This window comes from Roseateles chitinivorans (assembly GCF_050632145.1).
GTDB lineage: Bacteria > Pseudomonadota > Gammaproteobacteria > Burkholderiales > Burkholderiaceae_C > Roseateles > Roseateles chitinivorans_B.
The window spans coordinates 3,426,454-3,442,214 of sequence record NZ_CP192577.1 but is presented as its reverse complement, the minus strand read 5'-3'; the positions used below and the strand labels follow the sequence as shown (position 1 = coordinate 3,442,214).

Annotated in this window: 3 protein-coding genes; all 3 read right to left on the bottom strand. The window is 69.2% G+C overall.

Features of this window, described 5'->3' with window-relative positions; translation table 11 throughout:
• Window positions 1-3: 3 nt before the first annotated feature.
• Genes ACQ86G_RS15785 through ACQ86G_RS15775 form a run of 3 tightly spaced genes read right to left on the bottom strand, consistent with a single transcriptional unit; the run spans window position 4 to window position 15,693 of the window.
• Window positions 4-834: a hypothetical protein gene (locus ACQ86G_RS15785; protein WP_431256234.1), complete on the bottom strand. Its 831-nt coding sequence runs from the start codon at window positions 832-834 to the stop codon at window positions 4-6.
• A complete protein-coding gene (locus ACQ86G_RS15780; RefSeq protein WP_431256233.1) occupies window positions 831-10,094 on the bottom strand; it encodes a hemagglutinin repeat-containing protein in 9,264 nt (3,087 codons plus the stop codon). Before ACQ86G_RS15780 ends, ACQ86G_RS15785 begins: the two co-directional genes overlap by 4 nt.
• Window positions 10,054-15,693 (bottom strand): filamentous hemagglutinin N-terminal domain-containing protein, encoded by a 5,640-nt coding sequence (locus ACQ86G_RS15775; protein ID WP_431256232.1) that lies wholly within the window; start codon window positions 15,691-15,693, stop codon window positions 10,054-10,056. The genes ACQ86G_RS15780 and ACQ86G_RS15775 overlap by 41 nt, the downstream gene beginning before the upstream one ends.
• Window positions 15,694-15,761 lie beyond the last annotated feature (68 nt).

The following is a 15,761-nucleotide window of genomic DNA, read 5'->3' as shown; positions in this document are numbered from 1 at the left end:
AAATCAGCCAACCACTTGCTCCAGCACTTTCGGCCAATCGGGAAAATTCTCTCCACTAGAGCTTACGCGTTGCCCAATCAACGCCAACTCAAGCCGCAAACAATATTCAGGCCATGCAGTGTCAGCATCGATAACATGGCCCGCCTCAGGATGATTAATCATCTTCGAATAGTCCACCAAGACCGAAGCTTTGTTAACAACCATACTCGGGCAAGGCAAAATCTCCAAAATGACTTTCAGCAACTCAAAATGCCGTGAAAGCGCGTCAAATTGTCGCTTTACCGCAATCAACTCTTGCGCCTTATCCCACGCCCCGGCGAGCATTGATAACCGAACCGCATATAAATATCGCCCTTGCACCAATTGATCATTCCACGACTTTCCCTTGTATGCCAAGGCAGATTGAGAAATTTCAAGAGAGCTTTGAACAAGAGCTGCGGCATCAATCGGTCCCATGTTCAGCATTGCGGAGGCCAGCACATTAACTGCCCGAACCTCCCCGAGGTTCCCGGGAAACCCTGGACGATTCATCCATCCCCTTGATCGATTTTCGGAAGCAACAGAAAATCGATCATCGTGGAGCGCACGCGACGACGATTCAACAGCCCATTTCAGATATTTCCTGGCAACTTCATTGGATGGATCAAGAAGAGACACATAAATACCTGATGAGAAATACCGCTGGCACGGCCCCTCTGGCGAAGCCAATTTATCCCATGTCGCAAATGGCCCTCCACGCTCTTCAATTGCCCTCGCCGCTCCCAAAACACCGCCTTCTTGCGAAATATCTTGCCGAATTTTCGAATACCACAACTCTCGATTATTGAAGGTCATTTTTTCACCTTTTTGCGAGGAAACACCACAACGCGGGTGACGGGCTGATTCATTCTATCAACAAGCGACGAATCGACACGACTAGGAGTTTTGGCCGAATTTTTCTCAGACACATACAACTCAACCTTATAGGTACGGTTGTCAATCTGATCAAGCAATGCTTCCTTTGTGGCACCGTCCAGCGCGCTCCCCTGAATATCGCGACGAATCTGAGCCAGATTTTTATCTAAGGTCACAGCTTTATTTTCACCGAGCGAGCTTAATGATGAGTCTCCAGCCTTCGCTTCACCAAGAATCAATTGAGGCTTGCCGTTTTCCATCACCGCGTAAGGAAGATCAATACCTTGATCATTTCCCCACTTGCCATTGAACAAGGCGATAAAGCCCTTCCCGGCATCATCTTTAACAAAGGTTGCGGCACTTGATTCGAGCGACGCGCCAGTCTTAACACGGTCGGCATATTCACCAAACGTATACCTTGTGGATGCTTGAAAGGTGGGGATTTCCTTCTCGTGAAAATCTAACACGTTATCAATTTTTGCGCTGAGCGTTTCGAGCACGGACCGTTGACCGTGAATGAAACTTCCATCGGGAAGAGCAGCCAACAGTGAATCTCCCGAGGTCGTCACTGTTGTCCCCGCCGGCAGGGTACGACCATCCGACAAGGTGACTCCGCCACTCAAGCGAGTTGTCGTGTTCGACTCGATCATCGAGGAAACTGGCACGCCGCCATTTCCTCTCAACACGAGACTTGGCGGCACTAGGTTTGCAGGAGAAGTTTCACCATTACCAGATCCCCAGGCATTAGCTTCCGACTTTGCGATCGAACTCGTGCCCCTTGTTGCAAGGCCAAGCTCGCCGCCGATAGCGCCACCGGCGTTTAAAGCGCCACTGATGAATGTCCATGCGCCGCCTGAGGTGTCGCCGTCCCGCATTTGCATGGCACCAGTCCCCATCTGATAGCCCCCTTCAGCCACTAACACACCGCGCACAACCAGTCCAACCGCGCCAGTTGTTACAGTCAAGGCGGGAGTGCCAACGCCAGCTTGCCATTCATGAACTGCCTGTCCGGGAGAATATGTCGGTTTGGCAAATTGGGGATTCAGTCGACGAACTAGCCCCATTTCTGGACTCACGGCATAGACAAAACCGTTGTCATTGAAGACGTCGTTGCCTTTGGTTGCAGCGTCCTTTTTCAGAAAATCGCATTTCGGCGCAGTTCCGGACGAATCACATGCCTGCTGAAGCGCCAAGTCGCGCTGTCGGGAGAGTAATGCGAGATCGGATTGCCGCTTGCAAGCACTCTGGTCACCCTTGCCGCAAGCCTCAGCCGCCACTTCGTACTGTTCCTTTTCTGAAAGTCGCATCGGGTTTGAGCGCTTGTGATTCAGATAGTTGTTCACCACCTGATTCCCTGCCATCGCCGCGCCGTCCCCGCCGCCGACGACCGCGCCGACTGCCGTGCCCGCCGCGGCGATGACGAGTTGGTGCGCTTCCTCCGATAGGCCCAGTCCCTTGACCGCGTCGTCGATCGCTGTCACGGCCTTCGCCGACGCGCCCGCGCCGACACCTCCAGCCAATCCGCCGCCGAGCGCGCCCAGCGCCGCATGCGCCGCCACGCGGTACACCCCGCCCTCCGCGTACTTGGCCGCCTCCACCGGATCGCTCTTCTCAAGCTCCTTGAACTTGCGGTCCATCTGCGTGCCGATCTCATTGGCGATCCGCGGCAACGCCTGCTGCGTGATCTGCATCTGCGTCTGCACTTCGCTCATCAGCGCCTGGCCGTCCCAGCTCTTCTTCAGCGCGCCACTGTTGTCCTTCTCGCTGGTGACGTCCCGGTTCAAGCCGGCCACCGTCGTCGCGGCGTCCTGCCCCGTCAGTTCCTTCTGCTTGGCCACATCGGTGATCGTGATCTCCGCGCCGCTGATGCCGCTGCCCGTCGTGCTGCTCGCACCACCGCTCACGCTGCCGATCCCCGGCGCGAAGCCGGGCTTGGTACTGGACTTGCCGTCGCCCTTCTTCTCTTCGTCCGTCTTCTTCGACGGCTGATCCCCCACCTTGCTGCTCACGCTCGCGCTGACGCTGAACCCGCTGGCCTTGTAGCTGTCCGTGTTGTCCAGATCGCTGTGCGTCAGCGAGCCCGTCACCAGGCTGTTCTTCTTGTCGTCGACCGCCTGCTGCGTGCTCGCGATCAACCCGCCCTTCAGGTCGGTGTTGCCCTTCACCGTCAGCTGGAACCCGCCATCGCCCGCGGCGATGCCGCTCTGCTCCGTCACCGACGCGAAGTTGCCGTTGGCCTTGGCGTTGCTGTAGCTGCCGCTCACCGAGCTCGCGCCGTAGCAGAACGGCGGGATGCACAGGCTCACGCCCACGCCCGCGCTCTGCTGCTTGGCCGTGTAGGCCGCCGTGTCCTGCACGCTCTCGATGTTGAGGTTGCCGCCAATGTCGGCGCTGACCTTGCCGCCCGTGACGACCGCGCCCTTGAGCGTCGTGTCCCCGCCCGACTCGATGCGCACCTGATCGCCCGACACATGCGTCAAGGTCTGGCTCACTGAAGTGCCTTCAGCCTTGCCCTTGGCCTGGTTGGCCGCAGCCTCCAGCGTGAACCCGTTCTGTGTGCCGCCGAACGCGTACGAGACACCGATGCTCGCGCCGCTGCTGCTGTTCTTGCTGTTCAGCGTGCTGCTGGACTGCGACGCCTGCAGATCGACGGCGCCATCGGCCTTCAGCGTCGTCTTCCCGTCTGCCTTGATGTCCGAGCCCACCACCTGCAGCGTGCTGTCCTTGCCGTCGCCGGTGGCGCGGATGGTCACGTCGCCCTGCCCCACGATCTGGCTGCCCACGGCCGTGGTGCTCTGCTCGACGCTGCTGCTCTCGCTCTTGGACGTCCCCAGGCTCACGCCGACCTTGATGCCGGTGCCCTTGGTCAGCGTCTGCGCCGCATCCACCGCATCCTTGGCCGCCAGCGCCGCGCTCATGCCCGCCAGCGCCTGCATGCGCGGGTCGCTCGTCTTGCCGCTCGCTTCCGCCGCGCCGATGGCGCTCTGCACCGCGCTCACGATGGGCACGCTCACCGTGCCGCCCAGCGCCGTCTTGCTGAACTTGCTCGTCTGCGTGCTGTCCGCGCTGTTCTGCGCCGCCTCGATCACCACCTTCCTGGCCAGGATGTCGATGTCCCCGCCCGTGCCGTCCGCCGCCTTCTGCGCGAGCACCTGCGAGGCCGTCTGCGTGTAGCGCTCGCCCGCGGTCAGCGTCACGTTGCCGCCCAGGCTCGCGATCTGCGAACCCGTCTGCGTGGTGCTCGACTGCTCGCCGGTGCTGCTCTGCTTGACCGTGCCCACCGCCGGTTGCAACGCGCTGCCGATGAAGCCGCTCTTCTTGCTGCTCGAGCTGCTGCTGCCCTGCTGCGTGTTCTCCGCAGTGCCGATCGTGAGGTTGCGCGCCGCGTGCATCAGCACGTCCGAGTCCGCCACCACCGTGGCGCCCTGCAGCGCGATGTCGCGCCCGGCGTTGGCCACCAGGCTGCCCGCGCTGATCGAGCTGCCCACCGACTCGGTGACGTGCTGCGTCTGGTTCTGCGCGCCGCTCTGGCGGGTCAGCAGCGCCGTGCCCACCAGCGCCTCCATCGGACCACCCGTCAGCACCATCGCCTTGCCCAGCGTGCTGCCCAGTCCGCTCGCCTGCTTGAGGGTCTGGCTGAAGCTGGTCGAGTCGCGTGTCTGCTCCGCGCTCTGCAGCAACAGGTCTCGACCAGCGTCCAGCGTCGTCAGTCCCTCCGACTTGACCTGCGCGCCCTGCAGCAGGATGTCCTGCTTCGCCAGCACGGTCACCGTGTCGCCATTCAGCGTGGTGCCGATCGCGCCGGTCTCGTCGACCTTGCTGTACGTCGTGGTCGTCGTCTTCTTCAGCAGGCTCTTCTTCGTCCGGTGCGCCATTTCCTCCAGCGAGGCCGTCGATTCACCCGCCAGCAGCGACACGTCGCGGCCCGCGCTGAGCGTCACCGCGCCCTGCGTGCTGGTGACCTGCGCCGCCGTGGCGCTCAGGTCCTGGCCCGCCTTCAGGACGACGGCGCCCTGCGCCTGGATGGTCGTGCCGACGTCCTGGCTCTGGCTTGAATTCAGGAAGTTCTTCGCATCGAACGTCGCCCGATCGCTGCTCGCCGTCTTCACCGTCCCCAGCTTCAGATCCCGCCCGGCATCCACCAGGATGCCGCCGTCGGCGCCGCCGGTCTGGCGCAGCTGCGCCGCGTCCAGCACCACGTCCTGCCCCGCCTGCAGCACCATCACGCCGCCGGCGTTCAGGCTCGCCACGCGGCTCAGCACCGTGCGCTGGCTGGTGTCCGTCGCGCCGCTCGCCGTCGTGCTCGCGACCACCAGGTCACGCCCCGCCGAGAGGCTCAGCGTGTCCGTCGCCGTCAGCTCGCCGCCGATGTTGCGCAGGTCCTCCTTCGCGCTCAGCGCCACGCTGGCGCCGCGCATGCTGCCGCTGTTGACGATGTTCTGCGCGGTCGCGCTCAGGCCACCCGTCGCGCGCAGGTCGCCGCTGTTGTTCAGGTTCCCGCTCAGCGCCAGGTTCACGCGGTCGCCCGCGATCAGTGCGCCCGTGCCCTGCAGGTCGCCGTCACGCGGCAGCAGGTAGACCTGCGGCACCAGCACGCGCTGCGTCGAGCCGTCCGCCAGCGTCACCTCCTGTTCGACCAGCCAGACCAGATCGGTCGTCAGCAGCGACATCTGCTCCGCCGTCAGCGCCACGCCCGGCCGCAGCTGGTGCGACTGGCCGAAGCTCGCGCCGTTGGTCAGCAGCGCGCGGTACATCTCCTCGTCGCTCGCGTAGCCCTGCAGGAAGGTCGATCCGGTCAGCTGACCGATCTGCTCACGCACCAGGCGCTGCTCGTAGAAGCCGTCGCCCAGCCGCTTCTGCGCCGTCGCCGGGTCCACCGACATCGCCTGCAGCAGGAAGTCGCTGGACAGCCAGTCGCGGTAGTTGGCGAAGCGCGGGTCGGTCTCGATCAGGTAACCCGAGCGCGTGTCCGTCCGCAGCTTGAAGAGGCTGTTGCCCGGCAGCGCCAGCGAGGCCGGCACCGCGCGCAGACGCCCGTTGGCATCCTTGCCGGGAACGACCTGCGCCGCGCCTAGTCCGCCGGTCGTGATCCGGCCCGGACCGCTGACGCTGGCGCCCTGCCCGCTCGACGGCTGCAGCGCCACGAGCCGGAGGTCCTGCGCGTTCACGCCCTGCGCCTGCGCGTCGGTGCGCACCACGGCACCGTCGGCGCCGCGCACGATCTGCGCGCCGGTCTCCGCGGCATGACGCACGCGCAGATCCGCCGCGACGGCGCCGTTGGACGCGTCCTGCGCGTCGACCGCCACCGCCTGCTGCTGGCCGCCACTGCGCCAGGCCGCCGTCGCGCGTCCGACGCTGGCGTCACCGCCGCCGATGATGGACTGCCGCGTCGGCCCGTTCAGCGCGCCGGTCGATCCCGCCGCGCCCGCGCCCACGAGGTTGGCGACGAACGCCTGCTGGGACTGTGCGCCGCCCGCGCCACCGACCGCGCCGGCCTGCTGCCGGCCGCCCGGCGTCGGGTCCGCGCCGGCCGCTCCGCCACCCAGCGCCGGCAGCTTCAGATCGACCTGGTCGTTGATGACCGCGTTCGTCGTCGTGTAGCCGATGCCCGTGTTCGGCACGCTGGAGCCGTCGTTCCAGGTCCGGTACACGTCGACCTGCTCGGTGCCCGTGACATTGACCCGGGTCGTCCGGTTGTCGATGTCCGTGGACTGGATGTCGACGCCGGTGCGGCCGATCACGCGGCTCATCTCGTTGACGATCTTGCCGCCTTCCACGCGCAGCGTGCCGCCGACGATGATCTGCCCCGCCGCGCTCTGCGTCACCGCCGCGGACTGCGTCGTCCGCGTGTAGTTGAACGCGGTGAAGTCACCGCGCAGGCGGCTGTTGGCGTCGTTGAAGAACGCCGACATCGCGGCGTCCAGCGCCGCGTCGTCGCCCGGCGTCACCTGGAAGTCCGACCAGATGCGGTCCGTGACCGGATAGTGCGCGCCAGGATCGACGTAGGTCGAGCAATTGCCGTCGCCGTCGCAGGACTGCGAGCTGACATCGGCGCTGCGGCGCCACTCGAACCAACGCTGCGCCGAGCCGTCCGAGTCCCCGCCCAGTCCGCCCAGGTAGCGGCCGAAGACCTCGTTCGGATACCGCGTCGACGGCAGCAGCATCTTGCGGTTGTAGGTGTCCTGGGACCAGGTCGACTGCTTCGGATGGAACTCGTAGACGAACGGTTCCAGCGAACCCTGCGCCGGGCTGCCCCACTTGCTGCTCCAGCCGAGACCGGTGTCGGTGACCCACCACAGCACCCGGATGTCCTCCGGCTTGTAGCGCACCGTGCTGCCCGGCGCCTGGAACTCCCAGCCCGTCGTGCTCTGCCCGTTGACCAGCTGCCACTTGAGGTAGGGATTCAGGTTCTGGATGTCGGCGGACTGCAGCAGCAGGTTGGCGCGCGCCTCGATGGTCGCGCCGCTGTTGATCACCTGGCCGGCGGTGATGCGCATGTCGCCGCCGCTGCTGATGAAGGCCTTGCTGTCGAGCACGCGCGGCGCCGCCGGATCCTGCGGCAATGCCTCCGCCCCGGCGTGGACGCTGCGGTTGGCGATGCCGCCGCTCACGTCCAGCTGCAGCAGGCGGCTGGCTTCGATGGTGGCGTTCTCGTTGAGCAGACTGGCCGCGCGCAGCGACAGGTCGCTGTCCGCGAAGATCAGCGCCTGCGCGGTGTTGGACACCGCTCCCGTCATCGACACCGTCAACGCGCCCCGCGAGGCGATCACCGCCGACTGGCCGTTCTCGGCACCGTTGGCCAGTTGCCCGCCGACGATCGTCAGGTCGCTGCCGTAGATCCGGCCGCTGCCGACGTTGAGGAGCTGACCCGCATCGATGCGGACGCGGTCGCCGTCGATCAGGCCGCGATTGGTCAGCGTGCCAGAGGTCGTCAGCCGCGTGTCCGCGCTGCTGAGCTCGCCGCTGGCCTGGTTGTCGATGTTGCGCGCGTCGACGCTCAACGCGCCGCCGGCGCGCAGCACGCCCTGGTTGGTGAAGTTGCCGCCCAGCGTCAGCGCCATGTCGCCGCGCGCCTGCAGCAGGGTCCCCGCGCCGTGGGTCAGGTCGCCGCCCAGCGTCAGGCTCAGGTCCGCGCCGCTGGCGATCTCGCCGCCGCCCGACAGCCCTGCCGCGGCCACGGTCACGCCCGTGGCGCCCCAGACCTTGCCGCTGCCGTTGCGCAGGTCCAGCGCGGAGGCGCGCGGATCCGCGCCGCCGTCGCCGATCACCGCCTGGCCGAGCGCGCTCAGCACCCCGCCGCCGTTGTCCAGCCATTGCGACGCGGACGCGCGCAGATCGCCGTCCGCGCGCAGCTGTCCGTTGCGGTTGTCGATCGTGGCCGCGCGCAGCGTCACGCCGCCGCCCTGCAGACCGAGGTTGGCGCCGCCGGTGTCGCGGTTGTCGATCAGTCCGCCCGCGCGCAGGTCCAAGGTCTGGCCGCCGAAGATCAGGCCGTTCTGGTTGAGCACCTGACCCGTCGTCGCCGTCGTGGTCTGCGCGCCGATCACCTGCCCGCCCCGGTTGTCCAGCGTGCCGGCGATGCCCAGGCTCACCGACTGGCCCGAGATCGCGTTGCGGTTCACCAGCGACGCGGCATTGATCGTCACCGCGTTGCCGGCCATGCCCGCGCCGTTGTCGACGCTGCCAGCGTCGACGCGCAGCGCGCCCTGGGCGCGGAGCCCGGTCACCGTGGTGATCGAGGCATCGAAGGTGTTGGTGAGCGCGGCACCGGCCGTGTCCACCGACAGCGCCCCCAGCGATTGCAGCAGGCCGCCCTGGTTGTCCAGCGCGCCGCTGCGCACCGTCATCGCCTCGCTGGCCAGCACGCGGCCGCCGCGGTTGTCCAGCGACTGTCCGCGCGCGTCCACGGTCACCGTCGAGCCGGAGAGTTCACCGCCCTGGTTGCCCAGGCCGGTCGAGTGCAACGTCAGGCCGCCGGCGGCGAGCACCGAGCCCTGCGCGTTGTCCAGCAGTCCGGACGTGGTGAGGCCGATGGCGCCCTGCACGCTGGCGATGCGACCGCCCTGGTTGGTCAGCGACCCGCCCTCCAGCGAGATCGCGCGTTGCGCGAGCAGCGTGCCCTGCTGGTTCAGCAGCGCACCGCCGGCGCGCACCGTCAGTTGCCCGTCGCTGCCGGCCCAGCCGCCGCGGTTGTCGAGCGCCGCGGCGGCGATCGTCATGTCGCCGCCGCTGCGCAGACGGCCGCCCTGGTTGTCCAGCGCCTCGGTGCCGGTCACGCCGACCTGCAACGTGCCGCCGGCCTGCATCTGACCGCCGGCCGCGTTGCTCAGGCGCCCCGCTTCGACGCTCAGACCGGCGCCGGCCACGATGCTGCCGCCGCGGTTGCCCAGGCTGCCGTCGACATCGAGCGTCGCTGACTGCGCCGCCGTCATCCGGCCGCCGTCATGGGCGAGGCTGCCCGCGACGAGGCGGAGGCTGTCCGCCTGCGTCGTCGCGCCCGTCGCGGTCAAGGCGCCGCTCACCTGCCAGTCCAGCGCCCCCGACGCCAGCACCTGGCCCTGCGCGCCGTCCCACTGCGACGCGCGCAGCGTGAGATTGCCGCCGGCCTGCGCGATGCGGCCCGCGCCGTTGTCGACGGTGCCCGCGGCCAGCGTCAGCTGCGCGCCGGCGGACTCGAGGGTGCCGCCGTGGTTGTCGAGGTTCCCGCCGAGCACCGCCTGCAGCGTTCCCGCCGACGAGGTCTGCGTGAGACGCCCGCCGGCATTGAGCCAGTCGCCGGCCGTCAGCCGGACATCACCGGCGCTCACCTGCGCGGCGGCAGTCACGAGGCGCGCCGTCGCCGCCATCTCCAGCCGCTGCGCCGCGGCCACCGCCGCATGATCCAGCGACAGTTCACCAGCGGTGGCCCGAAGCGCCATCGTGGTGGACTGCAGTTGCGCGCCCTGCAATTGCAGCGAAGGCGCGGTGACGCTCAGATCACCCGCCGCCGTCGCCGCACCGCCGAACTGCAGCGATCGCGTCGCGCTGAGCGACAGGTCGCCGCCCGTCGCCCAGGTGTTGTCGGGACGCAGACCCGCGGCGAACACGCCGTTGCCGCTCAGTTGTCCCGTCGAGGCGCCCAGCGCCCCCTGCGCGGCGATCGTGCCGCCGTTGCGCAGTTCATCCGCCTGCACCGTCGCGCGGCCCTGGCCGTAGACCATGCCGCTGTTGTCGAACAGGCCGGCGACGGTCAGCGTCGTGTCGCCCCCCTTGCACCGTGCCGGCGTTGGTCAGTCGGCCCGCGTCGATCGTCAGCCTGCCGCCTGCACCGATCACGCCTTGCGCCCCGTTGTCCAGGCGGTCCGCGCGCAGCGCCACCGTCTGGCCGGACAACTGCCCGGCGGTGTTGTTCATGCCCGCCGACGCGATGTCGAGGGCCGTCGCGGCCTGCATCAGGCCGCCTCGGTTGTCCAGGTCACCGCCGACGCGCAGCATCGCGTCGCCGGCGCTCAGCAGGCGACCGTTCACGTGGCTCAGGCTGCCTGCGTCGACGCGGACGCTGGCGCCCTGCGTCGTCGCCCCGTCGAGCGTGAGCGCGCCGCTGGCGTTCAGCGTCAGCGCGCCGGTGGCGAGCACCTGCCCTTGCGCACCGTCGAACTGGCGTGCGCGGACATCCAGCGCACCGCCCGCCTGGGCGATCCGTCCCGCGCCGTTGTCGACGCGATCGGCGGCCAGCGTCGTCGACGCGCCGTTCATGCCGAGTTCGCCCTGGCGGTTGTCCAGCAGGCCGCTCACCGTCGCGGTGAAGGCGCCGCCCGCGTCCGTCTGCAACCAGCGGCCGGCGAGGTTGCCCCAGCTCCCCGCGGTCAGGCGGATCGAGCCGGCCTCGAGCGTCGCGCGGCCGCTGTCGACCGCACCGGCCGCCTCCAGCGACAGCGCGTCGCGCACCGACCAGGTCGCGCGATCCAGGCCGATCGTTCCCGCGCCGTCGGTCGCGACCAGCGTCGCCGCCGCCGTCTTCGCCTGGCTGTCCGCCAGATCCAGATGCGCCGCGGTCGCGCTCAACGCGCCGGCGGCGAGCAGGTGGCCGCTCTGCTGCAGCGTGCCGCCCACGGTGAGCCGCAGGTCGCCGGCCGCCGCCAGCGTGCTGTCGCCCTTCAATCCCGCCGCCAGCGTGCCGGCGCTGGCGATGCTGCCGGCGGCTATCGTCAGCCCGCCCTGCGCGGCCACGATGGCAGACGCGTCCTGCGTCAGAGTACCGACCGTCAGCGCGGCATCGCCCTGCGCATGGATCGTGCCGGCATTCGCGAGCGTGTGGGTCACGGTCAGGTCCGCGCGGCCCTGCGCCTGCGCGCTGCCGCCGTTGATCCAATCCGCGGCGGACACCGTCAGGTCGCCGCGCGCGGCGATCAGCCCCAGCGCGCCGTTGTCCAAGGTGGTCGCGGTCAGCGTCACGCGCTGGCCGTCCAGTTGGCCGGCACCATTGCCGATCGTCGCCGCCCCGACGTTCAACGCGCCCATCGCGCTGATCTGTCCGCCCTGGTTCTGCAACGCGGCGGTGATCGTCAACGCCGCATCGCCCTGCACCAGCAGGTGGCCGTTGCGGTGGTCCAGGCTCGCACCGGTCAGCGTCAGCGCCGAGGCCTGTGTCGTCGCGCCATTCAGGTCGATCGCCCCGGTGGTCTGGATCGTCAGCCGACCGTCGGTCAGCAGCTGCCCCGACGCACCGTCCACGCGGTCCGCGCGCAGGACGAGGTCGCCGCCGCCGGCCTGCACCAGGCGGCCGTTGGCGTTGTCCAGGCGGCCCGCCTGCAGCGACATCGCGCGGCCCTGCGCGCTGATGACACCCTGGGCGTTGACGAGGCCTTCCGCGACGGTCGCCTGCCATGCGCCGGTGCTGCCGGTCTGGGCGAGCACGCCGCCCGTGTTGTTCCATTCCCGCGCGGCCAGCGTCACGTCGCGGCCGCTCAGCGTGGCGCCGGTCGTCCGCAGCGCCTCCGACGTCGAGATCGACAGCCCATCGGCCGCCGCCGCCTGCGCACCGTTCAGCGACAGGTCGCCGCGGGTCGCGGTGAACGCCAGGGTCGCGGCCTTCGAACGGCTGCCATCCAGGTCGAGCGTTCCGCCGCTGACGGACAGGGTGCTCGCCGCGAACAGGCTGCCACCCTGCCGGAGCACGCCGGTCGTGCGCAAGCTCAGGTCACCGCCGGCCGCCGCACTGCCGTTGCCGGGCAGCCCCGCCGCAAAGGCGCCGCTGCTGTCGATGGAGGTCGCGTCGACGCCCAGATGTCCTTGCGCCGCGATCGTGCCCGTCGATTGCTGGGTCAGTCGCCCGGCGTTCAGCACGAGGTCGCCCAGGCCCTGCACCGTCCCGCTGTTGGCGAGACTGTCGACGACGTTCAACGTCATCCCGCCTTGCGACTGCAGATGGCCGGCGTTGTCCAAGGTGTTCGCACGCACGGTCAGGCGGTCCGCGCCGGTGATCAGGCCTCGTCCGCCATTCGTCAACGCCCCCGCGTCGAGCGCGACGGTCCTGCCGCTGATCTCGCCGTCGAGGTTGCTGACCGTATCGCCGCTCACCGACACCGCGCCACCGGCCTGCATGGCACCGGCCGCGTTGTCGATGGTCCGCGCCGCGGCGACCAGGCCTTCCGACGCGGCCATCTTGCCGCCCCGGTGAACCAAGGCTCCTGCCTGCAGGTCCATCGTGCGCGCCTGCGTGACCGCATCGCTCAGGTCCGCATTGCCGCTGACGCGCATCTGCAGCGCGCCTCGCGCCAGCAACTCGCCGCGCGCGCCGTCGAGGCGACCGGTGTTCAGTGTCAGCGCATCGCCCGCCTGCGCGACGCGGCCTGCCGTGTTGTCGAACGAGCCGGCCGTGATTCCCAGCGATGCGCCGTTGGCGCCGATGTGTCCACCCGCGTTGTCCAGACGTCCGGCGACCTGCAGCGTCATCGCGCCCGTGGGACCGGTCTGCAGCACTTCGCCGTCCGCGTTGCGCCATCCGTCCGCCTTGATCGCCACCTGGGCGCCGGCGAGACGTGCGCCTGCCGTGGAGAGCTGGCCGGCACCGTCCAGCACCAAGGCGCCCGACGTCGACACCGTCGCGCGGTCCATCGTCATGCCGCCCTGACGGGCCGTCATCGCGACGCTGGCGGCCTGCGAGGCGCTGTCCTGCAGGGCCAGCGACGCCGCGGTCGCCGTCAATGCGCCGCCGGCCAGCAGCGTGCCGCCATGACGCAGCGTCCCGGCGGCATCGATGCTCAGGTCGCCCGCGTTGCCGACGGTGCCGTCGACACGCAGACCCGCGGCCAGCAGACCGGTGGTCGACACCTGGTCGGCCCGCACGAACAAGGCGCCCCCCGCCGCGAGGACGCCCGTCGTTTCGAGTCGCGTGGCCGCGATGGCGGCGTCGCCGCGCGCATAGAGGCTGCCGGTCCCCAGCAGGCGATCGGCGTTCAGTGTCAGCGCGCCTGCCTCGAGGCGGCCGCTGCCGTTGTCCCATTCACCCGCGAGCAGCGAGGCGCGCCCGCTCGCCGCGACGACGCCGTCCGCATTGACCAGCTGCTGCACGTTCAGCGACAGGGCGTCCGCGACGATCTGGCCGCCGGTGTTGTCGATGGCGACGATCCGCTGCCCGGCGCCGGCCCCCAGAGCGCCGGCGGACTGCATCACGCCGCTCCGGTTGCCGAGACGGCCAGCCTCGACCCGCAGCACGCGACCGCTGGTGGAGAGCACCCCCTCGCTGTTCTCCACGACGGCGGCGCGCAGCGACAGCGTGTCGCTGTTGGCCTGCAGGACGCCGCCGGTGTTGTCGAGCCGGCCGTCGACGTCGACGGAGGCATCGGCTCCGGACGCGACGCGCGTGCGGGCGCCGCGATGCGACAGCTCGGTCGCCTGCCATCGGATCGTCGAGGCCGACACCTCGGCGCGATCGATCACCGCCGTGGTGGCGTCGATGCGGAAAAGGCCGTTCGACAGCACCTGCGCGGTGCCCAGGTCCAGCGAGCCCGTGCGCATCAGCAGTGCGCCGGCGCCGTAGTGCTCCACCCGGGCGCGCTGCGCGCTGAGGGTGTCGGCCGCGAGCAGCAGATCGGTCCCGTTGGTGGCGATGCGCGCGTCGTCGGCGACGATGCCGCCCAGGACGCTCACGGACAGGGCCTCGGTGCCCAGGCTCAGCCACTCGGACTTGCGCAGGTCGATGTCATGCGCGGCGACGGACAGCGCCTGTCCCGCGAGGCTCGCCGCCTGCGTGCTCAAGCGGCCGTCGGCCTTCAGGCTCAGCGTGCCGCCGGCCGAGAGCTGCGCGCCGTCGACGGTCAGCGTCGGCGCGGTCGCGACGATGGTGCCGGCCTGCGCTTGCGCGCGCGTCAGGTCGACCGACGCCGTGCCGGTGGCCTCGATGCCGTTGCCGGCGATGAGCAGCGCGTCGCGCGCCGCCACCGTGTCGCCGTCGAGCGCGATCGAGCCGGCCTGCGCCTGCGCGCCGCCGAGATCGATCGTCGGTGCCTGCACCGTCAGCCGGTCCGCGGCCAGCAACTGGCCGGCCTGCTTCGCGGACTGCGTCGCGGTGAGCGCCAGGCTGCCGCCGCCGCCCACGATCGCGCCGTCCGCGGCCAGGCCCGCCGCGGTCACGCTGCCGGCCTCGCCCACCAGTTGCGGCGCGCGCACGTCCGCCGAACCGCGCGACGCCAGCCAGCCGGCATTGCGCACACCGGCGTTGGATTGCACCGTCAGCGCCGGCGCGCCGTTGGCATCGGCCTCCTGCGCATAGACGGTGCCGGTGTTGTCCAGCCAGCCGTCCGCTCGCAGCGTCAGCTGGCCGCCGACGACCTGTCCGGCCTGGCGCACGCCGAGACCCGCCTCGGTGCCCACCAGCGTGATGCGCTGCGCGTAGATGCCGCCCAGCGCGGTGCTGTCCAGCGCATAGCGCGGACGCTCGCCCGTCGGCGTCAGCGATTCACCGCCGGCGACGCCGGTGCCGTCCACCGTCATCACCTGCGTGCCGGTCTGGATGCGGGCGTCCTTGGCCCAGATCCCGGCGTTGATCTCGACGGCGCGCGCGAGCAGCGCCGTGTAGTCGGTCGAGGCGCCGTCCAGGCCCTGCCCGTCCACGCGGATCAGCCCGCCCTGCACGCCGTAGCCCGCGATGCTGCCGTCGGCGTTGAAGCGCGGCGCGCCGGTGGTCAGCACGGCCGCGCTCGCATTGATGAAGCCGGCGCCGTCGACCTGGATGCCGGCCGGATTGGCGATGACGACCTCGGCACGCTGGCCGGCCACCTCGACATAGCCCTTCAGCTGACTGGGCGCGCTGCTGTTGACCTCGTTCAGGATCACGCGTGCGCCGCCCCTGGCCAGCCACGGATTGCCCTGCACGAAGCCGCCGAGCTGCGTGCTGACGTCGGTGCGCGCGTTGTTCAGGATCACGCCGCGCTTGTCGACGTCGAACTGGCTGTAGGTGTTGCGCGAGACGCCGGCGGCGCCCGGCGTCTGGATGTTGACCTGCACCGTGCCGTTGGCGCTGTTGACCACGGTCGGTTGCTGGCCCTTGGGCGCGTTCGGATCGGCCTTGACCTGCGCGGACGCGTCCGGCGCGAGCGTGATCACCGCGCCCATCGCGAAGGCCGCCGCCAGCGCGAGCAGCGTCGGCGGGCCGCGCGAGGCCGCGGGAACCGCCTCGGCGCTGGCCGGCGCGCGGGCGGCCGGTCCGCTGCTCTCCCCGGCACCGCCGCCCTTGACATGGCTCAGGGCGGTCTCGGCCACGGCCATCAGCTGGCCGCGCTGCTTGTTGAAGACGATTCGGTACTGGAGACGGTTCATCGCGATATCACCGGGAGAAAGTCAACACGACAGGTCAACGGGGTGGCTGGACGGGGCGGATCGGCCGG